The organism is Laribacter hongkongensis DSM 14985, from assembly GCF_000423285.1.
GTDB lineage: Bacteria > Pseudomonadota > Gammaproteobacteria > Burkholderiales > Aquaspirillaceae > Laribacter > Laribacter hongkongensis.
The window spans coordinates 213,453-237,088 of sequence record NZ_AUHR01000006.1 but is presented as its reverse complement, the minus strand read 5'-3'; the positions used below and the strand labels follow the sequence as shown (position 1 = coordinate 237,088).

The 23,636-nt window shown below is 61.3% G+C and carries 36 protein-coding genes; 32 read left to right on the top strand and 4 right to left on the bottom strand.

Features of this window, described 5'->3' with window-relative positions; translation table 11 throughout:
* The 30 genes from tuf to rplQ all read left to right on the top strand — a co-directional run.
* On the top strand, positions 1-1,068 hold a 1,068-nt coding region (tuf, locus tag G542_RS0108215), incomplete at its 5' end, for an elongation factor Tu (protein WP_027823855.1).
* A gap of 15 nt (positions 1,069-1,083) precedes the next feature.
* Positions 1,084-1,395, top strand: a complete 312-nt coding sequence (gene rpsJ / locus G542_RS0108210) for a 30S ribosomal protein S10 (protein ID WP_012695741.1) — start codon at positions 1,084-1,086, stop codon at positions 1,393-1,395.
* A gap of 194 nt (positions 1,396-1,589) precedes the next feature.
* Positions 1,590-2,234: a 50S ribosomal protein L3 gene (rplC, locus tag G542_RS0108205; protein WP_012695742.1), complete on the top strand. Its 645-nt coding sequence runs from the start codon at positions 1,590-1,592 to the stop codon at positions 2,232-2,234.
* Complete coding sequence (gene rplD, locus G542_RS0108200; protein WP_012695743.1) at positions 2,234-2,854, top strand: 50S ribosomal protein L4; 621 nt, start codon at positions 2,234-2,236, stop codon at positions 2,852-2,854. Before rplC ends, rplD begins: the two co-directional genes overlap by 1 nt.
* Positions 2,851-3,147, top strand: a complete 297-nt coding sequence (gene rplW / locus G542_RS0108195) for a 50S ribosomal protein L23 (protein WP_012695744.1) — start codon at positions 2,851-2,853, stop codon at positions 3,145-3,147. Before rplD ends, rplW begins: the two co-directional genes overlap by 4 nt.
* A gap of 11 nt (positions 3,148-3,158) precedes the next feature.
* Positions 3,159-3,986, top strand: a complete 828-nt coding sequence (gene rplB, locus G542_RS0108190) for a 50S ribosomal protein L2 (protein WP_012695745.1) — start codon at positions 3,159-3,161, stop codon at positions 3,984-3,986.
* 13 nt (positions 3,987-3,999) lie between these two features.
* Positions 4,000-4,275 (top strand): 30S ribosomal protein S19, encoded by a 276-nt coding sequence (rpsS, locus tag G542_RS0108185; protein WP_012695746.1) that lies wholly within the window; start codon positions 4,000-4,002, stop codon positions 4,273-4,275.
* Positions 4,276-4,284: 9 nt separating this feature from the next.
* Positions 4,285-4,614 (top strand): 50S ribosomal protein L22, encoded by a 330-nt coding sequence (gene rplV / locus G542_RS0108180; protein WP_012695747.1) that lies wholly within the window; start codon positions 4,285-4,287, stop codon positions 4,612-4,614.
* A 10-nt stretch (positions 4,615-4,624) separates the two neighbouring features.
* Positions 4,625-5,326: a 30S ribosomal protein S3 gene (gene rpsC / locus G542_RS0108175; protein WP_012695748.1), complete on the top strand. Its 702-nt coding sequence runs from the start codon at positions 4,625-4,627 to the stop codon at positions 5,324-5,326.
* Entirely contained in the window at positions 5,310-5,726 is a 417-nt protein-coding gene (rplP, locus tag G542_RS0108170) for a 50S ribosomal protein L16 (RefSeq protein ID WP_012695749.1), read from the top strand. The genes rpsC and rplP overlap by 17 nt, the downstream gene beginning before the upstream one ends.
* Entirely contained in the window at positions 5,727-5,915 is a 189-nt protein-coding gene (gene rpmC, locus G542_RS0108165) for a 50S ribosomal protein L29 (RefSeq protein ID WP_012695750.1), read from the top strand. It abuts the gene before it with no gap.
* 1 nt (position 5,916) lies between these two features.
* Positions 5,917-6,183 carry a 30S ribosomal protein S17 gene (gene rpsQ, locus G542_RS0108160; RefSeq protein ID WP_012695751.1) on the top strand — a complete coding sequence of 89 codons (267 nt, stop codon included), beginning with the start codon at positions 5,917-5,919 and terminating at the stop codon, positions 6,181-6,183.
* Positions 6,184-6,358: 175 nt separating this feature from the next.
* Positions 6,359-6,727 (top strand): 50S ribosomal protein L14, encoded by a 369-nt coding sequence (rplN, locus tag G542_RS0108155; protein WP_012695752.1) that lies wholly within the window; start codon positions 6,359-6,361, stop codon positions 6,725-6,727.
* Positions 6,728-6,739: 12 nt separating this feature from the next.
* The gene (rplX, locus tag G542_RS0108150; protein WP_012695753.1) at positions 6,740-7,060 is read left to right on the top strand and encodes a 50S ribosomal protein L24; all 321 of its coding nucleotides are present in this window, start codon (positions 6,740-6,742) and stop codon (positions 7,058-7,060) included.
* A gap of 9 nt (positions 7,061-7,069) precedes the next feature.
* Positions 7,070-7,612: a 50S ribosomal protein L5 gene (gene rplE / locus G542_RS0108145; RefSeq protein ID WP_012695754.1), complete on the top strand. Its 543-nt coding sequence runs from the start codon at positions 7,070-7,072 to the stop codon at positions 7,610-7,612.
* Positions 7,613-7,616: 4 nt separating this feature from the next.
* A complete protein-coding gene (gene rpsN, locus G542_RS0108140; RefSeq protein WP_012695755.1) occupies positions 7,617-7,922 on the top strand; it encodes a 30S ribosomal protein S14 in 306 nt (101 codons plus the stop codon).
* Between the two features lie 14 nt (positions 7,923-7,936).
* Entirely contained in the window at positions 7,937-8,332 is a 396-nt protein-coding gene (rpsH, locus tag G542_RS0108135) for a 30S ribosomal protein S8 (RefSeq protein WP_012695756.1), read from the top strand.
* Positions 8,333-8,344: 12 nt separating this feature from the next.
* Entirely contained in the window at positions 8,345-8,878 is a 534-nt protein-coding gene (gene rplF / locus G542_RS0108130; protein WP_012695757.1) for a 50S ribosomal protein L6, read from the top strand.
* Between the two features lie 13 nt (positions 8,879-8,891).
* Positions 8,892-9,245 (top strand): 50S ribosomal protein L18, encoded by a 354-nt coding sequence (gene rplR, locus G542_RS0108125; protein WP_012695758.1) that lies wholly within the window; start codon positions 8,892-8,894, stop codon positions 9,243-9,245.
* A 13-nt stretch (positions 9,246-9,258) separates the two neighbouring features.
* Positions 9,259-9,771 carry a 30S ribosomal protein S5 gene (rpsE, locus tag G542_RS0108120; RefSeq protein ID WP_012695759.1) on the top strand — a complete coding sequence of 171 codons (513 nt, stop codon included), beginning with the start codon at positions 9,259-9,261 and terminating at the stop codon, positions 9,769-9,771.
* Positions 9,771-9,956 (top strand): 50S ribosomal protein L30, encoded by a 186-nt coding sequence (gene rpmD / locus G542_RS0108115; protein WP_012695760.1) that lies wholly within the window; start codon positions 9,771-9,773, stop codon positions 9,954-9,956. Before rpsE ends, rpmD begins: the two co-directional genes overlap by 1 nt.
* A 1-nt stretch (position 9,957) precedes the next feature.
* Positions 9,958-10,392, top strand: a complete 435-nt coding sequence (gene rplO / locus G542_RS0108110; RefSeq protein WP_012695761.1) for a 50S ribosomal protein L15 — start codon at positions 9,958-9,960, stop codon at positions 10,390-10,392.
* Between the two features lie 25 nt (positions 10,393-10,417).
* Entirely contained in the window at positions 10,418-11,740 is a 1,323-nt protein-coding gene (secY, locus tag G542_RS0108105; protein WP_012695762.1) for a preprotein translocase subunit SecY, read from the top strand.
* Positions 11,741-11,758: 18 nt separating this feature from the next.
* Positions 11,759-11,977 (top strand): translation initiation factor IF-1, encoded by a 219-nt coding sequence (gene infA / locus G542_RS0108100; protein ID WP_012695763.1) that lies wholly within the window; start codon positions 11,759-11,761, stop codon positions 11,975-11,977.
* 24 nt (positions 11,978-12,001) lie between these two features.
* Positions 12,002-12,115, top strand: coding sequence for a 50S ribosomal protein L36 (gene rpmJ / locus G542_RS18005; protein WP_012695764.1), 114 nt, complete (start codon positions 12,002-12,004; stop codon positions 12,113-12,115).
* Positions 12,116-12,174: 59 nt separating this feature from the next.
* Positions 12,175-12,537 (top strand): 30S ribosomal protein S13, encoded by a 363-nt coding sequence (gene rpsM / locus G542_RS0108095; RefSeq protein ID WP_012695765.1) that lies wholly within the window; start codon positions 12,175-12,177, stop codon positions 12,535-12,537.
* A gap of 13 nt (positions 12,538-12,550) precedes the next feature.
* Positions 12,551-12,943 (top strand): 30S ribosomal protein S11, encoded by a 393-nt coding sequence (rpsK, locus tag G542_RS0108090; protein ID WP_012695766.1) that lies wholly within the window; start codon positions 12,551-12,553, stop codon positions 12,941-12,943.
* A gap of 18 nt (positions 12,944-12,961) precedes the next feature.
* The gene (gene rpsD / locus G542_RS0108085) at positions 12,962-13,582 is read left to right on the top strand and encodes a 30S ribosomal protein S4 (protein WP_012695767.1); all 621 of its coding nucleotides are present in this window, start codon (positions 12,962-12,964) and stop codon (positions 13,580-13,582) included.
* Between the two features lie 22 nt (positions 13,583-13,604).
* Positions 13,605-14,588 (top strand): DNA-directed RNA polymerase subunit alpha, encoded by a 984-nt coding sequence (locus tag G542_RS0108080; protein WP_012695768.1) that lies wholly within the window; start codon positions 13,605-13,607, stop codon positions 14,586-14,588.
* 30 nt (positions 14,589-14,618) lie between these two features.
* On the top strand, positions 14,619-14,999 hold the full coding sequence (rplQ, locus tag G542_RS0108075) for a 50S ribosomal protein L17 (protein WP_012695769.1): 381 nt from the start codon (positions 14,619-14,621) through the stop codon (positions 14,997-14,999).
* A gap of 407 nt (positions 15,000-15,406) precedes the next feature.
* On the opposite strand, the gene G542_RS0108065 is transcribed toward rplQ, so the two are convergent.
* On the bottom strand, positions 15,407-16,156 hold the full coding sequence (locus tag G542_RS0108065) for a pteridine reductase (protein WP_012695771.1): 750 nt from the start codon (positions 16,154-16,156) through the stop codon (positions 15,407-15,409).
* Positions 16,157-16,244: 88 nt separating this feature from the next.
* Here G542_RS0108065 and G542_RS0108060 point away from each other — a divergent pair, with 88 nt between their 5' ends.
* On the top strand, positions 16,245-17,396 hold the full coding sequence (locus tag G542_RS0108060) for a class I SAM-dependent methyltransferase (RefSeq protein ID WP_012695772.1): 1,152 nt from the start codon (positions 16,245-16,247) through the stop codon (positions 17,394-17,396).
* A 131-nt stretch (positions 17,397-17,527) separates the two neighbouring features.
* On the opposite strand, the gene fdhF is transcribed toward G542_RS0108060, so the two are convergent.
* From fdhF to G542_RS0108045, 3 genes are read right to left on the bottom strand one after another with little or no spacing between them, the layout of a single operon-like run.
* The gene (fdhF, locus tag G542_RS16340) at positions 17,528-20,311 is read right to left on the bottom strand and encodes a formate dehydrogenase subunit alpha (RefSeq protein ID WP_081666793.1); all 2,784 of its coding nucleotides are present in this window, start codon (positions 20,309-20,311) and stop codon (positions 17,528-17,530) included.
* A gap of 10 nt (positions 20,312-20,321) precedes the next feature.
* Positions 20,322-21,866, bottom strand: a complete 1,545-nt coding sequence (locus tag G542_RS0108050; protein WP_027823854.1) for a formate dehydrogenase beta subunit — start codon at positions 21,864-21,866, stop codon at positions 20,322-20,324.
* Positions 21,863-22,315: an NAD(P)H-dependent oxidoreductase subunit E gene (locus G542_RS0108045; protein WP_027823853.1), complete on the bottom strand. Its 453-nt coding sequence runs from the start codon at positions 22,313-22,315 to the stop codon at positions 21,863-21,865. The genes G542_RS0108050 and G542_RS0108045 overlap by 4 nt, the downstream gene beginning before the upstream one ends.
* Positions 22,316-22,853: 538 nt before the next feature.
* Here G542_RS0108045 and G542_RS16335 point away from each other — a divergent pair.
* The gene (locus G542_RS16335; RefSeq protein ID WP_012695776.1) at positions 22,854-23,318 is read left to right on the top strand and encodes an MgtC/SapB family protein; all 465 of its coding nucleotides are present in this window, start codon (positions 22,854-22,856) and stop codon (positions 23,316-23,318) included.
* The last annotated feature ends 318 nt before the right edge of the window (positions 23,319-23,636 follow it).

Below are 23,636 nucleotides of genomic sequence, written 5' to 3'. Positions count from 1 at the left end.
GGCGAAGCCAAAGACTACGCAGCCATCGACAGCGCACCGGAAGAGCGTGCACGTGGCATTACCATCAACACCGCCCACGTTGAGTACGAAACCGAAGGCCGCCACTACGCACACGTCGACTGCCCGGGGCACGCCGACTACGTGAAGAACATGATTACCGGTGCTGCCCAGATGGACGGCGCCATCCTGGTGTGCTCGGCCGCTGACGGTCCGATGCCGCAAACCCGCGAACACATCCTGCTGGCCCGCCAGGTCGGTGTGCCGTACATCATCGTCTACCTGAACAAGGCCGACATGGTGGACGACGCCGAGCTGCTCGAGCTGGTGGAAATGGAAGTGCGCGAACTGCTGTCTTCCTACGACTTCCCGGGTGACGATCTGCCGATCGTGACCGGTTCGGCCCTGAAAGCCCTGGAAGGCGACCAGTCCGAAATCGGCGAACCGTCGATCTTCCGTCTGGCCGACGCTCTGGACAGCTACATCCCGACTCCGGAGCGCGCTGTCGACAAGCCGTTCCTGCTGCCGATCGAAGACGTATTCTCGATCTCCGGCCGTGGCACCGTGGTGACCGGTCGCGTCGAGCGCGGTATCGTCAAGGTTGGCGAAGAACTGGAAATCGTGGGTCTGAAGCCGACCGTCAAGACCACCTGCACCGGCGTGGAAATGTTCCGCAAGCTGCTGGACCAGGGTCAGGCTGGTGACAACGTGGGCGTGCTGCTGCGTGGCACCAAGCGTGAAGACGTCGAGCGTGGCCAGGTGCTGTCCAAGCCGGGCTCCATCACTCCGCACACCGACTTCGTCGCTGAAGTGTACGTGCTGAGCAAGGAAGAAGGCGGTCGTCACACTCCGTTCTTCAACGGTTATCGTCCGCAGTTCTACTTCCGTACGACTGACGTGACCGGTGCCGTGACCCTGCCGGAAGGTATCGAGATGGTGATGCCGGGTGACAACGTGCAAATGAACGTTGCCCTGATCGCGCCGATCGCCATGGAAGACGGCCTGCGCTTCGCCATCCGCGAAGGTGGTCGTACCGTGGGTGCCGGTGTCGTCGCCAAGATCATCAAGTAATCGGAGCGGTTTCTCATGCAAAACCAGAAAATCCGCATTCGCCTGAAGGCATTCGATTACCACCTGATCGACCGTTCGGCCCAAGAAATCGTTGACACCGCCAAGCGTACCGGCGCTGTCGTCAAGGGTCCGGTGCCGCTGCCGACCAAGATCGAGCGTTTCGACATTCTGCGTTCGCCGCACGTCAACAAGACTTCGCGCGACCAGTTTGAAATCCGCACTCACCTGCGCCTGATGGATATCATCGATCCGACCGACAAGACTGTCGACGCATTGATGAAGCTCGATCTGCCGGCCGGTGTCGACGTCGAGATCAAGCTGCAGTAAGAGAAGTCTGGTCCGGCATTTTTCGGAATGCCGGCCAGTCCAGATGCTCAAAGCGTCGCAAGTTGCAGAAATGACCGCCTAAGTGCTTGCGGTTAAAGAATTTTCTGTGTTAGATTCGCGGGCTCACCCAATAGGGTGAGCCCGTTTTGTTATTGGCGGTCAATCGCAACCGCCGCCTCTTGAAGGAAATAACGATGAGTTTAGGTCTTGTCGGTCGCAAGGTCGGTATGACTCGCGTCTTCGCCGAGGATGGTCAGTCCATCCCGGTGACGGTGCTGGACATGTCCGCCAATCGCGTCACGCAAATCAAAACTGCCGACACCGATGGCTACAATGCCGTTCAGGTGGCCTATGGCTCCAAGAAGGCAAATCGTGTGCTGAAGGCCGAAGCCGGCCACTTCGCCAAAGCCGGTGTTGAAGCCGGTCGTGGCCTGAAGGAGTTCACTGCCGATGCTGCCAAGCTTGCCGAGCTGAAGGTGGGTGACACTCTTACCGTTGAGCTGTTCCAGGTGGGTCAACTGGTTGATGTAACCGGTACCAGCCAGGGTAAAGGCTTTTCCGGTGTGATCAAGCGCCACAACTTCTCGTCCAATCGTGCCTCGCACGGTAACTCCGTGACGACCCGTGCTCCGGGTTCGATCGGTCAGGCGCAGGATCCGGGTCGCGTGTTCCCGGGCAAGCGCATGGCCGGCCAGTACGGTAATGTCAAGCGCACCGTGCAGAGTCTGGAAGTCGTCCGGATCGATGCCGAGCGTCAGCTTCTCTTGATCAAGGGCTCGGTCCCGGGTTCCAAGGGTAACGACGTGGTCGTGCTCCCGGCAGTGAAGGCAGGTGCGTGATGGAACTGAAAGTCATCAATCAGCAAGGTCAGGCTGTTGAAAGCCTGCAGGCCGCAGAAACTCTCTTCGGTCGCGAATACAACGAAGCCCTGGTTCACCAGGTTGTGACCGCGTATCTGGCGAATGCCCGTGCTGGCAACCGCGCTCAGAAAGACCGCAGCGAAATCAACAAGTCGACCAAGAAGCCGTTCCGTCAAAAAGGTACGGGTCGTGCTCGCGCCGGTCGTGCTTCCAGCCCGCTGTGGCGTGGGGGTGGCAAGGTTTTCCCGAACAGCCCGGACGAAAACTTCAGCCACAAGGTGAACCGCAAGATGTTCCGTGCCGGTATGGCCGCCATCCTGTCGGAGCTGCTGCGCAGCGACCGTCTGGTCATCATCGATGACATCAAGGTCGACAGCCCGAAGACCAAGGAATTTGCCGCCAAGGCCAAGGCTCTGGGTCTGGAAAATGCACTGGTCATTACCGGCGAACTCGACGAAAACCTGTATCTGTCGTCGCGCAATCTGTCGAACGTGCTGGTGATCGAAGCCTCCCAGGCTGATCCGTACAGCCTCGTGCGCTTTGACAAGGTTGTGGTGACGCGTGATGCCGTCAAGCAATTCGAGGAGCAGTGGGCATGAATCAAGAACGTCTGATGCAAGTCATTCTTGCTCCGGTGGTCTCCGAGAAAAGCACCCGGGTGGCTGACAAGTACCAGCAAGTCGTTTTCAAGGTTGCTGGTGACGCGACCAAGCCGGAAGTCAAGGCTGCCGTTGAGCTGCTGTTCAACGTCAAGGTCGACGGCGTGCAAATGTTGAACGTCAAGGGTAAGGCCAAGCGCTTTGGCCGTTTCACCGGTCGTCGTAGCGACTGGAAAAAGGCCTACGTCAGCCTGGTTGAAGGTCAGGAAATTGACCTGACTGCTGCGGAGTAAGGGAACAGACCATGGCACTCGTTAAAGTCAAGCCGACCTCCGCTGGCCGCCGTGCGGTCGTGAAGGTCGTCAACAAGGATCTGCACAAGGGCGCCCCGTATGCCCCGCTGCTGGAAAAGCAGATCCAGAATGCTGGCCGTAACAACAACGGTCACATCACCACCCGCCACAAGGGCGGTGGTCACAAGCACCACTACCGCGTTGTCGACTTCCGTCGCAACAAGGATGGTATCGTTGCCAAGGTCGAGCGTATTGAATACGACCCGAACCGTACCGCACATATCGCCCTGCTGTGCTACGCCGATGGCGAGCGCCGTTACATCATCGCTCCGCGCGGCCTGAAGGCCGGCGCCGAAGTGGTGAACGGTGCAGAAGCTCCGATCAAGGCCGGTAACTGCCTGCCGATCCGCAACATTCCGGTCGGTACCACTATCCACTGCATCGAAATGCAGCCGGGTAAAGGTGCCCAGCTGGCCCGTTCGGCCGGTGCTTCGGTGATGCTGCTAGCCCGTGAAGGCAGCTACGCCCAGTTGCGTCTGCGTTCCGGCGAAATCCGCAAGGTGCACATCGACTGCCGTGCCACCGTGGGTGAAGTCGGCAACGAAGAGCACAGCCTGCGCAAGCTCGGCAAGGCCGGTGCAACCCGCTGGCGTGGTATCCGCCCGACCGTTCGCGGTGTGGCGATGAACCCGGTGGATCACCCGCATGGTGGTGGCGAAGGCCGTACTGGCGAAGGCCGCGTGCCGGTCAGCCCGTGGGGTACGCCGGCCAAGGGTTATCGCACCCGTAACAACAAGCGCACCGACAACATGATCGTGCGTCGCCGTCATTCGAAATAAAGGGTAACTGAACATGGCACGTTCCATTAAGAAGGGCCCGTTCGTTGACTTGCATCTGCTGAAAAAAGTGGATGCGGCCCGCTCTTCGAACGACAAGCGCCCGATCAAGACCTGGTCGCGTCGCTCGACCATCCTGCCGGATTTTGTCGGCATGACCATCGCCGTGCATAACGGGCGTACCCACGTACCGGTGTACGTGACCGAAAACATGGTTGGCCACAAGCTCGGCGAATTCTCGCTGACTCGTACCTTTAAGGGTCATGCGGCTGACAAGAAGGCGAAACGCTAAGGTGACGCGATGAAAGTATCCGCTGTACTGAAAAACGCTCGCGTGTCGGCCCAGAAGGCTCGCCTCGTGGCCGACCTGATTCGCGGCAAGTCCGTCGAGCAGGCTCTCAACACCCTGACCTTCACTCCGAAAAAGAGTGCAGTGCTGATGAAAAAGGTGCTTGAGTCCGCAATTGCCAACGCTGAACACAACGAAGGCGCTGACATCGACACCCTGAAGGTTGCGACCGTTTATGTGGACAAGGGCCCGAGCCTCAAGCGCTTTACCGCGCGTGCAAAGGGTCGCGGCAACCGCATCGAGAAGCAGACCTGCCATATCACGCTGGTTGTGGGGAACTGAGGGGTAGCTCATGGGACAGAAAATTGATCCGCGTGGTTTCCGCCTGGCGGTAACCCGCAACTGGTCTTCCAAGTGGTTTGCAAACAGCCAGAATTTTCCTGGCATGCTCAAGGAAGACATCGACGTTCGCGAATTCCTCAAGGCCAAGCTGAAGAACGCCTCGGTGAGCCGTATCACCATTGAGCGTCCGGCCAAGAGCGCCCGCATCACCATCCACACTGCCCGTCCGGGCGTAGTGATTGGCAAGAAGGGTGAAGACATCGAAGTGCTGAAGCAGGAACTGCAAAAGCGCATGGGTGTTCCGGTTCACGTCAACATCGAAGAAGTGCGCAAGCCTGAAATCGATGCACAGATCATTGCCGACGGTATCGCCTCGCAGCTGGAAAAGCGCGTGATGTTCCGTCGTGCCATGAAGCGTGCCATGCAAAACGCTATGCGTCTGGGTGCCCTTGGCATCAAGATCATGTCGTCTGGTCGTCTGAACGGCATCGAAATCGCTCGTACCGAATGGTATCGCGAAGGTCGCGTGCCTCTGCACACTCTGCGTGCAGACGTGGATTACGCAACCAGCGAAGCGCACACCACCTACGGTGTCATCGGCATCAAGGTGTGGGTGTACAAGGGTGATATGAAGCCGGGTCAGGTGTCGGCCGAGCCGACCCAGCCGGAAAAGAAAATGAGAAAGGGCGGACGCAATGCTGCAGCCAACTAGACTCAAATACCGTAAGGTTCACAAGGGCCGCAATACGGGTATCGCTACCCGTGGCACCAAGGTGAGCTTTGGTGACTTCGGTCTGAAAGCCGTGGGTCGTGGTCGTCTGACTGCCCGTCAGATCGAAGCTGCTCGTCGTGCGATGACCCGTCACATCAAGCGTGGTGGTCGTATCTGGATTCGTGTGTTCCCGGACAAACCGATCACCAAGAAGCCGGCTGAAGTGCGTATGGGTAACGGCAAAGGCTCGGTCGAATACTGGGTTGCCGAGATCCAGCCGGGCAAGATGCTGTACGAAATGGAAGGTGTGAGCGAAGAGCTGGCACGCGAAGCGTTCCGTCTGGCTGCTGCCAAGCTGCCGATCGCCACCACTTTCGTTGTGAGACAGGTAGGTCAATAAATGAAAGCTTCTGAACTGCGAGCCAAGTCGGTTGACGAGCTCAAGACCGAGCTGCTGAGTCTCCTGAAGGCCCAATTCGGCCTTCGCATGCAGCTGGCTACCCAGCAGCTCGCGAAGACCAGCGAACTGAAAAAAGTGCGTCGTGACATCGCTCGCGTACGGACCATTCTGAGCGAGAAGGCAGCCTGAGATGAGCGAAACCAACAAAGTCGTCCGTGCGCTGACCGGCAAGGTTGTCAGCGACAAGATGGACAAGACCGTGGTGGTGCTGGTTGAGCGAAAGGTCAAGCACCCGATCTACGGCAAAGTGATCCGTCTTTCGAAGAAGTATCACGCCCATGATGAGGCTAACGAGTACGGCATCGGCGATATCGTGACTATCAGCGAATGCCGCCCGCTCTCGAAGACCAAGTCGTGGACCGTGACCGCGCTGATCGAAAAAGCGCGCCAGGTGTAAATCGTTATTGCGGAAGGGGAAACCCTTCCGTATAATGCGGTTTCTTTCGCCACCACCCGGTGGTATTGCCCTACGGGCTCGAAAACTGGCCGTCTGTGCGCCGTGCAGCAATGCGCGGCGCTTCGTCATGAAGTTGTGATGAATTGGCGGATCAAGTTCGATAAGGAAAATCCACATGATTCAAATGCAGACCCAGCTGGAGGTCGCTGATAACACTGGTGCACGTCGCGTGATGTGCATCAAGGTGCTCGGCGGCTCCAAGCGTCGCTACGCTACGGTTGGCGACATTATCAAGGTGAGCATCAAGGATGCCGCACCGCGTGGCCGCGTCAAAAAAGGCGATGTCTACAATGCGGTTGTCGTGCGTACTGCCAAGGGTGTTCGTCGTCCGGACGGTTCGCTCATCAAGTTTGATGGCAACGCTGCCGTGCTGCTGAACAACAAGCTTGAGCCGATCGGCACCCGTATCTTCGGGCCGGTCACCCGTGAGCTGCGTACCGAACGATTCATGAAGATCGTTTCGCTCGCGCCGGAAGTGCTGTAAGGAGAAGGCTCAATGCAGAAAATCCGCAAGGGCGACGAAGTTGTCGTCATCACCGGTAAAGACAAGGGCAAGCGTGGCACCGTGCTGCGCGTGCTGCCGACCGAAGGCCGTGTTGTGGTCGAAGGTGTCAATGTCGTCAAGAAGCACCAGAAGCCGAACCCGGTCAAGGGTCAGGCTGGTGGCATCGTCGACAAGACTCTCTCGATCGACGTGTCCAACGTGGCCATCTTCAACCCGGCTACCCAGAAGGCTGACCGCGTTGGCGTGAAGACTCTGGAAGACGGTCGCAAGGTTCGCGTGTTCAAGTCGAACGGCGAATTGGTCGGCGCATAAGGAGCAGTCATGGCAGCCCGTTTGCAAGAATTCTACAAGACCACGGTTGTGCCGAAGCTGGTTGAACAGTTTGGTTACAAGTCCGTGATGGAAGTGCCGCGCATCGAAAAAATCACCCTGAACATGGGTGTCGGTGAAGCGGTGGCTGACAAGAAAGTGCTCGATTTCGCCGTGGGCGACCTGCAGAAAATCGCTGGTCAGAAGCCCGTGGTGACCGCGGCCAAGAAGTCGATCGCCGGCTTCAAGATCCGCGAAGGTTACCCGGTTGGTTGCAAGGTGACCCTGCGTCGTGAACGCATGTTCGAATTCCTCGACCGTCTGGTGACCGTTGCCCTGCCGCGCGTGCGTGACTTCCGTGGCGTGAACGGCAAGTCTTTCGACGGCCGCGGCAACTACAACATGGGCGTGCGTGAACAGATCATCTTCCCGGAAATCGAGTACGACAAGATCGATGCCGTCCGCGGGATGAACATCACCATCACCACGACCGCGAAGACTGACGAAGAAGCCCGCGCACTGCTGGCCGCGTTCAAGTTCCCGTTCAAGGGTTAATGACATGGCAAAACTTGCACTGATCAACCGCGAAGCAAAGCGCGTCAAGCTGGCAGAGAAGTTCTCGGCCAAGCGTGAAGCTCTGCTTGCCATCATCAACAATGCCAGCCTTTCGGACGAAGAGCGCTATGAAGCCCGTCTGAAGCTGCAGCAGCTTCCGCGTAATGCCAGCCCGGTGCGTCAGCGCGCCCGCTGTGCAATTACTGGCCGTCCGCGCGGTGTTTTCCGCAAATTCGGTCTGGCACGCAACAAAGTGCGTGAAATCGCGATGCGCGGTGAAATTCCGGGCGTTGTCAAGGCGAGCTGGTAAGAGGGATATCGAATATGAGCATGCATGATCCGATCTCCGATATGCTGACTCGCATCCGCAACGCTCAGCGCGTGACGAAGGCATCGGTTGCTATGCCGTCGTCCAAGCTGAAGGTGGCTATTGCTGCCGTGCTGAAGGATGAGGGTTATATCGAGGATTTCGCAGTGACTGGTGAAGAAAAGAAGCCGGTTCTCGACATTCAACTGAAGTACTACGCCGGTCGCCCTGTGATCGAGCGCATCGAGCGCGTGTCGCGTCCTGGCCTGCGTATCTACAAGGGCAGCAATGACATCCCGCGCGTGATGAACGGCCTTGGCGTCGCCATCGTGTCGACTTCCAAGGGTGTCATGACTGATCGCAAAGCACGCGCAGCCGGTATCGGCGGCGAGTTGCTGTGCATCGTGGCCTAACGGGGGTGAACAATGTCTCGCGTAGCTAAGAATCCGGTGATCCTGCCGGCTGGCGTCGAAGCCAAGTTCACCGCAGCTGAAATCGTCGTCAAGGGCCCGCTGGGTCAGCTTGCCATGCCGCTGAATGCTGGCGTGGAAGTCCGTCTTGAAGACAATGCTCTCAAGTTTGCCGCCAAGGACGAAAGCAAGGCTTCCCGTTCCATGTCCGGCACTATGCGTGCACTGGTAAACAACATGGTTACCGGTGTGTCCAAGGGCTTTGAGCGCAAGCTGCAACTCGTTGGCGTGGGTTACCGCGCCCAGGCCCAGGGCGCAGCCCTGAACCTGACTCTGGGTTTCTCGCACCCGGTTGTTCACCCGATGCCGGAAGGTGTCGCGGTGGAAACCCCGTCGCAGACCGAAATCATCCTGAAGGGTGTGGACAAGCAGAAGGTTGGCCAGGTGGCTGCCGAGATCCGCGCCTACCGTGCTCCGGAACCTTACAAGGGCAAGGGTGTCCGTTACGCCGGCGAGCAGGTGGTTTTGAAAGAAACCAAGAAGAAATAACTGAGGCTCAGTCATGGATAAGAAACAAGCTCGACTCCGTCGTGCACGCAAAACCCGTGCTCGGATTGCGGAGCTCAAGATGGCCCGTCTGTCGGTGCATCGCACCAACTGCCATATCTACGCTCAGATCATTGACGAGACTGGCAGCCGGGTGCTGGCCCAGGCTTCCACACTGGAAGCCGAGGTCAAGAAAGAACTGGCCAATGGCGGTAACGCTGGCGCTGCAGCCCTGATCGGCAAGCGCATTGCCGAAAAAGCCAAGGCTGCCGGGGTTGAAAAGGTCGCATTTGACCGCTCGGGTTTCCAGTACCACGGTCGTATCAAGGCCTTGGCTGATGCCGCCCGTGAAAACGGCCTCGCATTCTAATTCGGAGTAGATAATGGCTAAGCACGATATCGAAGAACGCGGCGACGGCCTGACCGAGAAGCTGATCGGCGTCAACCGCGTCACCAAGGTGGTGAAGGGTGGCCGGATCATGGCTTTCTCGGCACTCACCGTGGTGGGTGACGGCGACGGCGGCATCGGCATGGGCAAAGGTAAGTCGAAGGAAGTGCCTGTCGCCGTGCAAAAGGCAATGGATCAGGCTCGTCGTTCGATGGTCAAGATTCCGCTGCGCAACGGCACGCTGCAACACGCAGTGATCGGCAAGCATGGTGCGACCACCGTGTTCATGCAGCCGGCACCGGAAGGCTCCGGCGTGAAGGCCGGTGGCGCCATGCGTCAGGTGTTCGATGCCATTGGCGTGCACAACGTGTCCGCCAAGGTGCATGGTTCGACCAACCCGTACAACGTGGTTCGCGCCACCTTGAACGGCCTCATGAAGATCAATACTCCGGCTGACATTGCTGCCAAGCGTGGCAAGACCGTTGCCGAGATCCTGGGGGCTGAATAATGAGCGACAAGAAAACCGTCAAGGTCACGCTGGTGAAAAGCCTGATCGGTCGCATTGAGTCCCATCGTGCCTGCGCACGTGGCTTGGGCCTCAAGAAGCTCAATCAGACCGTTGAAGTGCTCGACACCCCGGAAAACCGCGGCATGATCAACAAGATCAGCTTCTTGGTGAAATGCGAGGGCTAAGATGTTCCTGAACACCATCAAACCTGGCGAAGGTGCCAAGCATGCCAAGCGCCGCGTCGGTCGCGGCATTGGCTCCGGCCTCGGCAAGACCGCTGGCCGTGGTCACAAGGGTCAGAAGTCGCGTTCCGGCGGCTTCCACAAGGTCGGTTTTGAAGGCGGTCAAATGCCGCTGCAACGCCGTCTGCCCAAGCGTGGCTTCAAGTCGTTGACCCGCAAGCTCACCGCCGAAGTGCGTCTTGACGATCTGGCTCGTCTGCCGGTCGATGAGATCGACTTCTTGGCTCTCCAGCAGGCTGGCCTGGTGCCGGCAGCTGCCCGGATTGCCAAGGTGATCCTCGCTGGCAAGATCGAACGCGCCGTAACCCTGCGTGGCCTTCTGGCTACCGCAGGTGCCAAGGCTGCGATCGAGGCTGCCGGCGGCCAGGTCAACGAGTAAGAAGCAACAGAAGGCGCGACAATCAGTGGCCACTTCTTCACTAGCGACTAACGCCAACAAGTTTGGCGATCTCAAGCGCCGTATCCTTTTTCTGGTCGGTGCCCTGATCGTCTATCGGATTGGCGCACATATTCCGGTTCCGGGCATCAATCCGGCCGAGCTAGCGAAGCTGTTCCAGTCGTCGCAGACGGGCCTCCTCGACATGTTCAACATGTTCTCGGGCGGGGCCTTGTCCCGATTTACGGTGTTTGCCATTGGCATCATGCCGTACATCTCTGCCTCCATCATTCTCCAGCTGGCGAGCGAGGTGCTGCCTCAGCTCAAGCAGTTGAAGAAGGAAGGGGAGCAAGGGCGACGCAAAATCACCCAGTTCACGCGCTATGCGACTGTGCTGCTGGCGACGTTCCAGTCCTTCGGGATTGCCGTCATGCTCTACAAGCAGCCGGGTCTGGTGATGACCTCGCAGTTCGAGTTTTACCTGACGACGGTGGTAACCCTCGTCACGGGGACGATGTTCCTGATGTGGCTGGGTGAGCAGATCACCGAGCGCGGTATCGGCAATGGTATTTCGATGATCATTTGTGCCGGTATTGCTGCCGGTGTGCCGTCTGCCATTGGCAAGACGCTTACGCTGACAAGCCAAGGCAGCCTGCCGATCCTGCTGGTAATTGTACTGTTCATCGGTGTGATTGCCATGACCTATCTCGTCGTTTTCGTCGAGCGCGGTCAACGCAAGGTGCTGGTCAACTATGCCAAACGTCAGGTCGGAAACCGGGTCATGCAAGGGCAGAGCACGCATATGCCGCTCAAGCTCAACATGGCCGGCGTGATTCCTCCCATTTTCGCTTCCAGCATCATCCTGTTCCCGGCTACGGTCGTGGGCTGGTTTGGTGACGGCGAAGGCTTGGGATGGCTCAAGTCGGTGAGTAATGCCTTGCATCCGGGGCAGCCGGTTTATGTGCTTCTCTATGCTGCCGCGATCATCTTCTTCTGCTATTTCTACACGGCTCTTGTCTTCAATCCGAAGGAAACAGCCGATAACCTGAAGAAGAGTGGGGCATTCATTCCGGGCATTCGTCCGGGTGAGCAGACCTCGCGTTATATCGAGCGCATCATCCTGCGTCTGACGCTGATTGGTGCCATCTATATCGCTCTGGTCTGTCTGGTGCCGGAGTTCCTGATCCTCAAGTGGAATGTGCCGTTCTACTTCGGCGGGACCTCTCTCCTGATCATCGTGGTAGTGACCATGGACTTCATGGCGCAAGTGCAGTCGTACCTGCTATCGCACCAGTACGACAGCCTGCTCAAGAAGGCCAACTTCAAAAACGGCGGTTTGCTGTCACGCTGATCCAAGGTCAAAGAAGTTATGTCGAAAGAAGATACGATCCAGATGCAGGGCGAGGTTCTTGAGAACCTTCCCAACGCGACGTTCCGGGTCAAGCTGGAAAATGGTCATATCGTTCTCGGTCACATCTCCGGCAAGATGCGCATGCACTACATCCGCATCCTGCCGGGAGACCGGGTGACGGTTGAACTGACTCCCTACGACCTGTCACGCGCGCGCATTGTGTTCCGCTCCAAGTGAGCGCTTTGAGTTGAAAGGGAAAACATGCGAGTACAGCCTTCGGTCAAGAAGATCTGCCGCAATTGCAAGATCATTCGTCGCCACGGCATCGTTCGCGTGATCTGCACCGATCCGCGACACAAGCAAAAGCAGGGCTGATTTGCCTGCCGTGCTGCTTGTGTGTAACATCAGCAACTTTTCGAGTTTGGGGTAAATGTATGGCCCGTATTGCAGGGGTAAACATTCCTAACCATCAGCATATCTGGGTTGGCCTGCAGGCGATCTACGGTATTGGTGCAACCCGCGCAAAGGTCATTTGCTCGGCTGCCGGTATCGAGATCAGCACCAAGGTCAAGGACCTGACTGATGCTGAGATGGAAAAACTGCGTGACGAGATCGCCAAGTTCACCATTGAAGGTGACCTGCGTCGTGAAGTCACGATGAACATCAAGCGTCTGATGGACCTCGGTTGCTACCGTGGTTTCCGTCATCGCCGTGGTCTGCCGTGTCGTGGTCAGCGTACCCGCACGAATGCTCGTACCCGCAAGGGGCCGCGCAAGCCGATCGCCGGCAAGAAGTAATTAGGGATTGATAATGGCTAAAGCAAACACAGTCCGCGTTCGTAAGAAGGTGAAAAAGAGCGTTTCCGAAGGGATCGCACACGTTCACGCTTCTTTCAACAACACCATCATTACCATCACCGATCGCCAAGGCAATGCACTCTCTTGGGCTACCTCTGGCGGTGCTGGTTTCAAGGGTTCTCGCAAGAGCACCCCGTTCGCAGCCCAGATCGCTGCGGAAGCGGCTGGTAAAGTTGCCCAAGAATACGGTGTCAAGAACCTTGAAGTACGCATCAAGGGTCCCGGTCCCGGCCGTGACTCGTCCGTGCGTGCCCTGAACGCGCTGGGATTCAAGATCACCAGCATCTCCGACGTCACGCCGATTCCGCACAACGGCTGCCGCCCGCCCAAAAAGCGTCGTATCTAATCGGGAGAAGAGTGAGTCATGGCACGTTACACTGGTCCTAAATGTAAACTCGCTCGTCGCGAGGGCACCGATCTCTTTCTGAAGAGTGCCCGTCGCTCGATCGACAGCAAATGCAAGCTGGACAGCCGTCCAGGTCAGCACGGTGCAAAGCAACCGCGTCTGTCCGACTACGGTATCCACCTGCGTGAAAAACAAAAAATCCGCCGTATCTACGGCGTGCTCGAACGTCAGTTCCGCAAGTACTTTGCCGAAGCCGAACGCCGCAAGGGTTCGACCGGCGAGAACCTGCTGCAGATTCTCGAGTCGCGTCTGGACAACGTCGTCTATCGCATGGGCTACGGCTCGACCCGCGCCGAATCGCGCCAGCTGGTGAGCCACAAGGCCATCGTGGTGAACGGCGAAGTGGTCAACATTCCGTCCTACCAGGTGAAGGCCGGCGATGTGGTGTCGGTGCGCGAAAAATCCAAAAAGCAGGTTCGCATTGCCGAATCGCTCGCTCTGGCCGAACAGATCGGCTTCCCGGGTTGGGTGTCGGTAGATCCGAAGAAAATGGAAGGCACGTTCAAGAACGCGCCGGAACGCTCCGAACTGTCTAGCGATATCAACGAGCAGCTCGTTGTCGAGTTCTACTCCAAGTAATCGCTAGCCAAAAGGAACCACTATGCAAAACAGCGCTTCGGAATTTCTCAAGCCGCGTCTGATCGACGTGCAGCCGGTCTCCGCCACGCAAGCGCGTGTGGCCATGGAGCCGTTCGAGCGAGGCTATGCCTATACGCTCGGTAATGCGCTCCGCCGCATCCTGCTGTCGTCCATGCCCGGATTTGCGCCGACCGAAGTGTCTATCGCTGGCGTTTTGCATGAGTACTCCGCGCTCGACGGGGTTCGGGAAGATGTCGTCGACATCCTTCTGAACCTCAAGGGCGTGGTGTTTAAACTGCATGGTCGTGACTCTGTGCTCCTGACTCTCAAAAAAGAGGGTGAAGGCGCAGTGCGGGCCAGCGATATCGATCTGCCCCACGACGTGGAAGTGGTGAATCCTGACCACGTCATCTGCCATCTGGCAGCCGGTGGCAAGATCGACATGGAGATCAAGGTCGAAAAGGGTCGCGGCTATCAGCCGGCACCGGCTCGCGTCAAACAGGATGACAACCGCCAGATCGGTACCATTCTGCTCGACGCATCGTTCAGCCCGCTGCGCCGCGTGAGCTTCTCGGTGGAGAGTGCTCGCGTTGAACAGCGTACCGACCTGGACCGACTGGTGATGGATATCGAGACCAACGGCGTGATCGAGCCTGAAGAGGCCGTTCGCTCCGCTGCTCGCATCCTCATCGACCAGCTGTCGATTTTCGCCGATCTCCAGGGCACTACTGTTGAAGTCGTCGAGGAGCGCGCTCCGCAGGTCGATCCGATTCTGCTGCGCCCGGTTGACGACCTCGAACTTACCGTTCGATCGGCCAACTGCCTCAAGGCAGAGAACATCTACTATATCGGCGACCTGATTCAGCGCACCGAAACCGAGCTTCTCAAGACCCCGAACCTGGGTCGCAAGTCGCTCAACGAGATCAAGGAAGTTCTGGCTTCCAAGGGTCTCACTCTCGGCATGAAGCTGGAGAACTGGCCGCCGGCTGGTCTCGAGAAGCCCTAAGGCGCTCGGTCACCATTAAAGGACACAACAATGCGTCACCGTCTTGCCAACCGCAAACTCAACCGCACGTCGAGCCACCGACTCGCCATGCTGCGCAACTTGGCCAACTCGCTGCTGCGTCACGAGCAAATCGTGACCACGCTGCCGAAGGCCAAGGAACTGCGTCGCGTTGCCGAGCCGCTCATCACGCTGGGCAAAAAGCCGTCGCTGGCCAACCGTCGTCTGGCTTTTGATCGTACCCGCGATCGCGAAATCGTCGTCAAGTTGTTTGACGAACTGGGTCCGCGTTTTGCCAACCGTAACGGGGGCTATCTGCGCATCCTGAAGTATGGTTTCCGTCAGGGCGACAATGCGCCGATGGCTCTGGTCGAGCTGGTCGAGCGCCCAGAAGTGGAAGCTGCTGCCGAGTAATTTCGGTATGGCTTTCTGCAAAACGCCACGAGAGTGATCTCGTGGCGTTTTGTTTTGCTGTTTTGCAGTGAGGCTGTCTGTTGATGTTCAGGACAGGGTTGTTTCATGCCCTGCTGCCAATGCGGCAGGTGGATCATCCTAGTAATCCCGGCGGAAAACGGTTAACAAAGGCAGTTACCGGTCCGGTGATGAAGGGGTGACAAGCACCATGCAAAGTATCTGTGCCTCGCAAGCAGACATGAATGCTTTGCAGAGGCTCGGGTCCGTGGCACTCCACATCTTCGGGAACTGGCTATCTCGGGTAAAATCATGCAGCTTTTTCCGTGAGCCACATGCAGGGGCAGATCAGGATGATGCCGTGCATGGCAAAGCCGAGGCTCCGATTCAATGCCTTGAAAACGGTCTCGTTAGAGTACAATGCTGCGGCCACCGTCGACCGGCAGGACATGCCCGGTTATATAGTGCGCATCCAGCAGCAAAAAACCGACCGCAACCGCAATGTCGTCTGGCGTACCGATGCGTCCCAGGGGAATGCTGGCTTCGATGGCCTGGCGGCTGGACGTGTCGAAGAGGCTGCCGTTTTCCGGCCACAGATTGGCTCCGGGGGCCACGCCATTGACCCGGACCCGCGGCGCCAGATCGCGTGCCAGCGTACGCAGGACTGCGGCATGCCCGGCTTTGGCGGCGCTGTAGACAGCATGATCCGGCATGGGGCGGTCGATGTGGATGTCCACGATCCCGACGATCGCTCCGTTGGCCTGCTGCAAGTGTGGCGCCGCCGCCTGAGCCAGCCACAAGGGGGCCTTCAGGTTGCTGCCGATCAGGTCCGCCCAGCTGGCCTCGTCAATCCGGCCAACCGGGGTCGGGAAAAAACTCGAAGCATTGTTGACCAGATAATCCAGCCGGCCAAACTGTTCCAGCGTCGCATCGACCAGCGCCGGCAGTTGCCCGCAATCGAGCAAATCCGCTTGATGCGTGGCAGCGGACCCTGGCCGCAGCCGGTTCAGGTCGTCGGCCAGCATGCTGGCTTCCGCCGCTGACTGACGGTAATGCAGCATCAGGTTCAGGCCGCGTGCATGAAGGTGGCGGGCAATGCCCGCGCCGATGCGGCGGGCGGCTCCGGTAATCAGGACAACGGGGGTAGAGGAAGGCGTCATGGACTGGTCCGATGGCGCGGGTGCTTTCCCTTGGTGGAACAATCCCGCAGAATGCGCGCCATTCTGTCATATCTGTGTTCGAGCGCCCATGCTTCCCGTGCCTGACATCGCTGCTGCTGCCATTTCCGGCCGGTTGGCCGACCTGATTCGCGCCGAAATCGGCGAGCAGCAAGGATTCATCCCGTTTTCCCGCTATATGGAACTGGCGCTGTATGCGCCGGGGCTGGGGTACTACACCGCCGGCAGCCACAAGCTGGGTGAAGGCGGGGATTTCGTGACGGCACCCGAACTGACGCCACTGTTTGCCCGTACGCTGGCCCGCCAGCTGGCACAGCTGCTGCCACTGACCGGCGGCACTGTGTACGAATTCGGTGCCGGTAGCGGCATTCTGGCTGCCGACCTGCTGGATGCCTTGCGCCAGCTTGATGTCCTGCCGGTCCGTTACCGGATCATGGAGTTGTCCCCCGACTTGCGCGCCCGGCAGCAGGCCTTGCTGGCCGCACGCCACCCGGACCTGCTGGAGCGCATCGACTGGCTGGAGCAGTGGCCGGAACAGTTCGACGGCGTGGTGCTCGGCAACGAAGTGCTGGATGCCATGCCGTGCGAGCTGGTTACCCGCACTGCCGAAGGCGAACTGATGCAGACGGGCGTGGGCTGCGCCGGGCCGGACTGGCAATGGCAACAGCGGCCGGTGACAGAACCGGTCCTGGCGCAAGCCGCCGCCGGACGGCTGCCGGCCCGGGGGCCGTACACCAGCGAAATCGGCCTTGCAGCCGAAGCGTTTGTCGCCACGCTGGGCCGCCACCTGCAACGCGGTGCGGTCATCCTGCTGGACTATGGTTTCCCGGCACACGAGTTCTATCACCCGCAGCGGGCACAGGGCACGCTGATGTGCCACTACCAGCACCTGGCGCATACCGATCCGTTCCAGTGGCCGGGGCTGACCGACATTACCTGCCATGTGGATTTTTCCGCCATTGCCGAAGCCGGGCTCAATGCCGGACTGGAGCTGGCCGGTTACACCACCCAGGCCAATTTCCTGCTCAATTGCGGGCTGACCGACTGTCTGGCCGAACTCGACCCCGACGACGTACGGACTTACCTGCCGCAGGTGCATGCCGTGCAGAAACTGGTGTCACCGGCCGAAATGGGTGAGCTCTTCAAGGTCATCGGTTTTGCCAAGGGCATTGATGCCGGCTGGACCGGTTTTGCCCGCGGCGACCGGAGCGGCACCCTGTAACGCCCTCTTGCTAGATGCGCTTGGCCGGTACGTGCCGGCTGCCGCCAGCCACGGGCTGCGGAACCCGATGCAAGACCCGCGTACCTTGGACCCCTCTCCGGCCGGCACGCCGGCCAGAATCTGCACCACGTTCAGCCCGCCGGTGTCGCCGCGCCGGCCTCCCGGCTGACTTCGACCGCCGTAACCTTGAATTCCGGACAGTTGGTGGCCCAGTCACTGTTGCCGGTGGTCAGCAGGTTGGTATGGCTGTCGGGAAAGTGGAAGCTCGCATATACCACTCCCGGCGGCACATGCTCGGTCACCCGCGCCGACAGGCTGGTATGGCCGCTGCGGCTGGCCAGCTCCACCCGGTCGCCGTTGCCGATGCCGCGCGAGGCCGCATCCAGCGGATGGATGTGCAGCTGGTCGTGTCCGGCCCAGGCCACATTGGCGCTGCGCCGCGTCTGGGTGCCGACGTTGTAGTGCGGCAGGATGCGGCCGGTGGTCAGGATCAGCGGATAGCGCGCACTGGCCTGCTCGGTGGTCGGGACGTAGCGGGTGTTGTTGAACATGCCGCGGCCGCGGGTAAACGTATCGCGGTGCAGGACCGTCGTACCTTCCGGGGCCAGTGCATTGCACGGCCACTGCACGCTGCCCAGCCGTTCCAGCAGCGGGTAGCTGATGCCGGCAAAGGTCGGGGTCAGGCGGGCGATTTCGTCCATGATCTCCGACGGGTGCGTGTAGGGCATCGGATACCCCAGCGCTGCCGACAGGGCGCATGTCACCTGCCAGTCGGCCAGTCCGCCCAGCGGCGCCATCACCTGGCGGATGCGTGACACCCGCCGTTCGGCATTGGTGAAGGTGCCGTCCTTTTCCAGAAAACTGGAGCCGGGCAGCAGCACGTGGGCAAAGCGGGCGGTTTCGTTGTGGAACAGGTCCTGCACCACGATGAAATCCATGGCGCGCAGTGCTGCGGTCACATGCTGGCTGTCAGGGTCGCTCTGGGCGATGTCCTCGCCCTGGCAATAGAGCCCGCGGAACTGTCCGGCCAGCGCCGCGTCGAACATCTGCGGAATCCGCAGGCCCGGCGTGTCCGGCAGCATGACGCCCCATTCTGCCTCGAAACTTTCGCGCACCTCGCGCAGGCCGATGTGCCGGTAGCCGGTGAATTCGTGCGGCACAGCGCCCATGTCGCAGGCACCCTGGACGTTGTTCTGGCCACGCAGCGGGTTGACGCCCACGCCGTCCCGGCCGAGGTGGCCGGTGGCCAGCGCAAGGTTGGCCAGTGCCATGACGCCGGTCGAACCCTGGCTGTGCTCGGTGACGCCCAGGCCGTAATAAATGGCGGCGCGGCCGGCGCGGCCGTAACGGCGTGCCGCCTCGCGCAGCAGTCCGGCCGGTACGCCGCACTCGGCGGCCACGGCTTCGGGGGCATGTTCCGGCATCATGATGAAGTCGCGCCACGACAGCCAGGACGTTTCATCACAGCGCTCGCCGACAAAGCCGGTGTTGCCCAGGTTTTCCTCGATCAGGGTGTAGGCCAGTGCGTTCAGGACGGCCACATTGGTGCCCGGACGCAGTTGCAGGTGCAGGCCGGTACCGGCATGCAGGGTATCCAGCAGGCCGGTGTGGCGCGGGTCGATCACGATCAGCCCGGCTCCTTCGCGCAGGCGCCGGCGCAGCGCCGAAGCAAACACCGGGTGGGCATCGGTCGGATTGGCGCCGCAGACCAGGATCAGGTCGGCCTCGCGTACCGAGTCAAAATCCTGGGTGCCGGCCGCCTCGCCGTAGCTGGCCTTGAGTCCGTATTCGCTGGGGGAATGGCAGACACGCGAGCAGTTGTCGATGTTGTTGTTGCCGAACGCTGCCCGTACCAGCTTTTGCACCAGATAGGCTTCTTCGTTGCTGCACCGGCTGGAGGCAATGGCGCCGACGGCTTCCGTGCCGTATTGCGCCTGCACCCGCTTCAGCCCGGCGGCAGCAAAGGCAATGGCCTCGTCCCAGCCCACGGCGCGCCACGGATCGTCGGCATGGTCGCGGATCAGCGGCGTGGTCACCCGGTCAGGATGCGTGGCATAGCCCCAGGCAAAGCGGCCCTTGATGCAGGCATGACCATGATTGGCGTGTCCGGCGCGGTCCGGCACCATGCGGACCACCTGCTCGCCCTTGAGCTCGGCCTTGAGCGAGCAGCCGACGCCGCAATAGGCACAGGTGGTGGTTACGCTGTGGGTCGGCTGGCCGCGGTGGATCACCGTGTTTTCCACCAGGGAGGCGGTCGGACATGCCTCGACGCAGGCGCCGCACGATACGCATTCCGATCCCATCAGGTCCGGGCCGGCAAACCCGATGCGCGTGGCAAAGCCGCGGTCGAGCAGGTTGAGGGCAAAGGTGCCCTGGACCTCTTCGCAGGCACGCACGCAACGCGAACAGACGATGCAGCGGCCCGGGTCGTAGGTGAAATACGGACTGGAAATGTCCAGTGCATCGCCGAGGTGGCTGGCGCCCTGCTGGCCGTAACGGATGGCGCGGACGCCCACTTCACCGGCCGTATCCTGCAATTCGCAGTTGCCGTTGCTGGCGCAGGTCAGGCAGTCGGTCGGGTGGTCCGACAGGTACAGCTCCATCACCCCGCGGCGCAGGCGCGCCAGCTGCGCAGACTGGGTGCGTACCACCATGCCGTCTTCGCAGGGCGTGGTGCACGATGCCGGCGTACCGCGACGGCCCTCGATTTCCACGAGGCACATGCGGCAGGAGCCGAACGCCCCCAGCGTATCGGTGGCGCACAGCTTGGGAACGGGCGAGCCGGCCAGCGCTGCCGCGCGCAGGACTGACGTGCCGGGTGCGACCCGGACCGGTTTGCCGTCAATGGTCAGGGTCAGACTGGCCGGACCGGCGACGGCCGGGGTGCCCAGATCCGGGGTGGAGAGGTTTTTCATGCGGAATGCCTCAGGTCCGGTCAGCAAGGCCGAAATCGCGGGGGAACTGGCGCAGGGCGCTCAGGACCGGAAAATGCACCATGCCGCCCAGCGCGCACAGCGAGGCATCGCGCATGGTCTGGCACAGTTCAGTCAGCAGTTCCACGTCATCGTCCGGGTGCAGGCCGGTGCGGATGCGGTCGACCAGCTCACCGGCACGCACGGTGCCCACGCGGCAGGGCGTGCACTTGCCGCAGGATTCTTCGGCACAAAAATGCAGGGCCAGCCGGGCTAGGTCGGCCAGATCGGCGCGGTCGTCCACCGCCACCACGCCGCCGTGGCCGACCAGTGCCCCGCGGGCAACAAACGCTTCGTAATCCAGCAGCAGGTCAAAATCGGCCGGTGCCACCCAGGCGCCGAGCGGGCCGCCGATCTGGACCGCCTTGATCGGGCGGCCGCTGGCCGAGCCACCGCCAAAATCGTGCAGCAGTTCGGACAGGCGCAGGCCGAAGGCGGTTTCCACCAGCCCGGTCTGGCGCAGGTTGCCGGCCAGCTGGACGGCCAGCGTGCCGCGCGAACGTTCGCTGCCGTAACGGCTGAAGGCCTCGCCGCCCTCGCGGGCGATGAACGGTATGGCCGCCAGCGTCATGACGTTGTGCACCAGGGTCGGCTGGCCGAACAGGCCGGCCTCGGACGGCAGTGGCGGCCGGGGCCGCACCATGCCGCGCCGGCCTTCGATCGACTCCAGCAGGGCCGATTCCTCGCCGCAGATATAGGCGCCGGCACCGCAGCGGACCTCCAGCTCGAAGGCCTGCCCGTTGCCCAGGATGTTGTCTCCCAGATAGCCGGCCTGCCGGGCCTGGGCAATGGCTTCGCGCATATGCTCGATGGCGCGCGGGTATTCGGAGCGGATGTAGACGTAGCCCTGGCGGGCACCGACCGTCAGGGCGGCCAGCGTTATGCCTTCGATCAGCGCATACGGGTCGCCTTCCAGCAGCATGCGGTCGGCGAACGTGCCTGAATCGCCTTCGTCGGCGTTGCAGACGACGAACTTTTCCACCGCATGCGCCCGCCGGACTCCCTGCCACTTGATGTGGGCCGGAAACGCCGCGCCGCCCCGGCCGCGCAGGCCGGAGGTTTCCAGCGCCTGCAAGAAGGCATCAGCCCCGGTCGACAGCCAGCGTTGCAGGCCGGCGTAGCCGCCGGTGGCCAGATAGTCCGATAGCGACAGCGGCCGGGTCAGCCCGGCGCGGGCAAATACCAGCCGTTGCTGGCGGGCGAGGAAAGGATGCTGCTCCAGGTCGCCGATCCGCGCCGGGTGGGCGCCGCCATCGAGAAAACCGGCATCGAACAGGCCGGCGACATCGCCGGCCGGCACCGGGCCGTAGGCCACCCGCCCCTGCGCGGTGTCCACTTCGACCAGCGGTTCCAGCCAGTACAGGCCGCGGCAGCTGGTACGGACCACCTCCAGCGGCATGCCGCGCCGGCCGGCTTCCTGGATCAGGGTCTCGGCCAGTGCATCGGCGCCGACGGCACAGGCGACCGAGTCGCAGGCAACATGCACCTGCGCCGTCATGGCTGCTGCTCCAGCCGGGCCAGCAGTTCCAGCAACCTGTCGGGCGTAACGCGGGCATGCAGCCGGCCGTCCAGCTCCAGTGCCGGTGAACAGGCACAGGCACCGAGGCAGTACACCGGCTCGCAGGCCACCGGGCCGTCGGCAGCCAGGGCGTGGTCCAGCAGGTGCGCCAGGGTATCGGCGCCCATGGCCTGACAGGACTCGGCACGGCACAGGCGCAGCGTGTGCGCTCTGGGCGGCGTGCGGCGGAAGTCGCGGTAAAAGCTGATGACGCCGTCTATGTCGGCACGGGACTGGCGCAAGGCCTGCGCCAGCCGGGGCACGGCCGCATCCGGGATGTAGCCGAACTGCGCCTGGATGGCGTGCAGCAAGGGCAGCAGCGCGCCGCGACGGTCCTGGTTGGCTCCGATCAGGGCATCCAGCGTGGCAAGCAGGTTATCGTCGGCCATGGCGGGCGCTTCGGGTGAGGGACATGCCTGCACTGTAGCCAGGGGGGCGGGCTTTTGCCGGGAGCGGCCGGTCGGGCGGAGCATGTGCAAGCGGCGGGTTGCCGCGCGGGGCCGGAAGAGGTCGGGCAAACCGGGGTGACGGGCCCGCCACCGGGCCGCTGGCCCCGGGCGGTATTGCCGGAGTCATCCGGACGGGGTCTGGTACGGACCTGCCGGGCCGGGTGCGTGTGAAGAGCATCCGCCGGACCATGCCGTTGGGCATGGCTGCACGGCCTGGCCAAGGCGCATGTCCGCAGAGGACCGGGCCGGAGCCGGCAGGTCGCGGAGGAAGAAGGGTATTGCCCGGCTCAAGGGCGGGGCCCGGCGCCGGATTGTCCTCCGGGTCTGGCCGGCGTGGCCGGAGCCGATACCGGCACGCGGGGATTGTGCTGGCTGCGGCAGGATGCTTTCATCGTCCTGTCGTGCAGGCTGACGGGCATCTGCCCCTCATCACCCTGACCATGCGACCCACCGGCAACCAACTTGAAAGAGCATGGCCATGCCTGACATCGCACCCTTGACCTGGAGCCGCCTGCTGACCTGCCTGCTGTGCGGTTTCCTGATCGGCATCGAGCGCCAGCTGCGCGGCAAGCCGATTGGCATCCGGACCTCGTCCCTGATCATCCTCGGCAGCTACTGTTTTCTGGAGCTGAGCTGCGCCATCAGCCCGCAGGCCGCAGACCAGGCCCGTGTGCTGGGGCAACTGGTGACCGGGATCGGTTTTCTGGGCGCTGGCGTGATGATGACGCAAAACGGCGTCGTGATCGGTGCCACGTCGGCGGCGACGGTGTGGGTGCTGGCTGCACTGGGTGCGATGATCGGCCTCAACCTGTCGGTCCCGGCCATCGTGCTGACCTTCTTCATCCTCGGCATCCTTGTCGGGGTCGACTGGCTGGAACGCAAGTTCGTGCATCTCCAGCGCGGGGTGCACAAGCCGTTCGACGACCGCCACGGGGCCGAGTGAGGGAGCGGGCGTCCGATTGTGAGCTGCGGCCGGCCCGCAGCAAGGGCGCCTGAACGGGGCCACCGTGCGGGGCTTGCATTCCAAGGGGGCATGGCAGGCTCTTGTGGCGGTGGCGGCCTCCCCGTTGCCCGCGTACGGGACCGTGCGTCAGCAGGTTCCCGCGGTTCCTTCTCGTACAGGTCCCCGTACCCGCATACGGGCAGGCTCAGGAACGGTTTGCTGCCGGTGCCAATGCCGTGCTGCTGGACGTAGCAGCCCCTTTCCCGTGGCTGGCAACCCTGCCGCCGTTGGCCTCAAGGAGCGCAGCGTGTCCGCTCC

What these genes read in the sequence shown, in the direction of transcription:
- rpsJ (WP_012695741.1), top strand. Translation starts at nt 1,084, where the DNA reads ATGCAAAACCAGAAAATCCGCATTCGCCTGAAGGCATTCGATTACCAC.
- rplC (WP_012695742.1), top strand. Translation starts at nt 1,590, where the DNA reads ATGAGTTTAGGTCTTGTCGGTCGCAAGGTCGGTATGACTCGCGTCTTC.
- rplD (WP_012695743.1), top strand. Translation starts at nt 2,234, where the DNA reads ATGGAACTGAAAGTCATCAATCAGCAAGGTCAGGCTGTTGAAAGCCTG.
- rplW (WP_012695744.1), top strand. Translation starts at nt 2,851, where the DNA reads ATGAATCAAGAACGTCTGATGCAAGTCATTCTTGCTCCGGTGGTCTCC.
- rplB (WP_012695745.1), top strand. Translation starts at nt 3,159, where the DNA reads ATGGCACTCGTTAAAGTCAAGCCGACCTCCGCTGGCCGCCGTGCGGTC.
- rpsS (WP_012695746.1), top strand. Translation starts at nt 4,000, where the DNA reads ATGGCACGTTCCATTAAGAAGGGCCCGTTCGTTGACTTGCATCTGCTG.
- rplV (WP_012695747.1), top strand. Translation starts at nt 4,285, where the DNA reads ATGAAAGTATCCGCTGTACTGAAAAACGCTCGCGTGTCGGCCCAGAAG.
- rpsC (WP_012695748.1), top strand. Translation starts at nt 4,625, where the DNA reads ATGGGACAGAAAATTGATCCGCGTGGTTTCCGCCTGGCGGTAACCCGC.
- rplP (WP_012695749.1), top strand. Translation starts at nt 5,310, where the DNA reads ATGCTGCAGCCAACTAGACTCAAATACCGTAAGGTTCACAAGGGCCGC.
- rpmC (WP_012695750.1), top strand. Translation starts at nt 5,727, where the DNA reads ATGAAAGCTTCTGAACTGCGAGCCAAGTCGGTTGACGAGCTCAAGACC.
- rpsQ (WP_012695751.1), top strand. Translation starts at nt 5,917, where the DNA reads ATGAGCGAAACCAACAAAGTCGTCCGTGCGCTGACCGGCAAGGTTGTC.
- rplN (WP_012695752.1), top strand. Translation starts at nt 6,359, where the DNA reads ATGATTCAAATGCAGACCCAGCTGGAGGTCGCTGATAACACTGGTGCA.
- rplX (WP_012695753.1), top strand. Translation starts at nt 6,740, where the DNA reads ATGCAGAAAATCCGCAAGGGCGACGAAGTTGTCGTCATCACCGGTAAA.
- rplE (WP_012695754.1), top strand. Translation starts at nt 7,070, where the DNA reads ATGGCAGCCCGTTTGCAAGAATTCTACAAGACCACGGTTGTGCCGAAG.
- rpsN (WP_012695755.1), top strand. Translation starts at nt 7,617, where the DNA reads ATGGCAAAACTTGCACTGATCAACCGCGAAGCAAAGCGCGTCAAGCTG.
- rpsH (WP_012695756.1), top strand. Translation starts at nt 7,937, where the DNA reads ATGAGCATGCATGATCCGATCTCCGATATGCTGACTCGCATCCGCAAC.
- rplF (WP_012695757.1), top strand. Translation starts at nt 8,345, where the DNA reads ATGTCTCGCGTAGCTAAGAATCCGGTGATCCTGCCGGCTGGCGTCGAA.
- rplR (WP_012695758.1), top strand. Translation starts at nt 8,892, where the DNA reads ATGGATAAGAAACAAGCTCGACTCCGTCGTGCACGCAAAACCCGTGCT.
- rpsE (WP_012695759.1), top strand. Translation starts at nt 9,259, where the DNA reads ATGGCTAAGCACGATATCGAAGAACGCGGCGACGGCCTGACCGAGAAG.
- rpmD (WP_012695760.1), top strand. Translation starts at nt 9,771, where the DNA reads ATGAGCGACAAGAAAACCGTCAAGGTCACGCTGGTGAAAAGCCTGATC.
- rplO (WP_012695761.1), top strand. Translation starts at nt 9,958, where the DNA reads ATGTTCCTGAACACCATCAAACCTGGCGAAGGTGCCAAGCATGCCAAG.
- infA (WP_012695763.1), top strand. Translation starts at nt 11,759, where the DNA reads ATGTCGAAAGAAGATACGATCCAGATGCAGGGCGAGGTTCTTGAGAAC.
- rpmJ (WP_012695764.1), top strand. Translation starts at nt 12,002, where the DNA reads ATGCGAGTACAGCCTTCGGTCAAGAAGATCTGCCGCAATTGCAAGATC.
- rpsM (WP_012695765.1), top strand. Translation starts at nt 12,175, where the DNA reads ATGGCCCGTATTGCAGGGGTAAACATTCCTAACCATCAGCATATCTGG.
- rpsK (WP_012695766.1), top strand. Translation starts at nt 12,551, where the DNA reads ATGGCTAAAGCAAACACAGTCCGCGTTCGTAAGAAGGTGAAAAAGAGC.
- rpsD (WP_012695767.1), top strand. Translation starts at nt 12,962, where the DNA reads ATGGCACGTTACACTGGTCCTAAATGTAAACTCGCTCGTCGCGAGGGC.
- G542_RS0108080 (WP_012695768.1), top strand. Translation starts at nt 13,605, where the DNA reads ATGCAAAACAGCGCTTCGGAATTTCTCAAGCCGCGTCTGATCGACGTG.
- rplQ (WP_012695769.1), top strand. Translation starts at nt 14,619, where the DNA reads ATGCGTCACCGTCTTGCCAACCGCAAACTCAACCGCACGTCGAGCCAC.
- G542_RS0108065 (WP_012695771.1), bottom strand. Translation starts at nt 16,156, where the DNA reads ATGACGCCTTCCTCTACCCCCGTTGTCCTGATTACCGGAGCCGCCCGC.
- G542_RS0108060 (WP_012695772.1), top strand. Translation starts at nt 16,245, where the DNA reads ATGCTTCCCGTGCCTGACATCGCTGCTGCTGCCATTTCCGGCCGGTTG.
- fdhF (WP_081666793.1), bottom strand. Translation starts at nt 20,311, where the DNA reads ATGAAAAACCTCTCCACCCCGGATCTGGGCACCCCGGCCGTCGCCGGT.
- G542_RS0108050 (WP_027823854.1), bottom strand. Translation starts at nt 21,866, where the DNA reads ATGACGGCGCAGGTGCATGTTGCCTGCGACTCGGTCGCCTGTGCCGTC.
- G542_RS0108045 (WP_027823853.1), bottom strand. Translation starts at nt 22,315, where the DNA reads ATGGCCGACGATAACCTGCTTGCCACGCTGGATGCCCTGATCGGAGCC.
- G542_RS16335 (WP_012695776.1), top strand. Translation starts at nt 22,854, where the DNA reads ATGCCTGACATCGCACCCTTGACCTGGAGCCGCCTGCTGACCTGCCTG.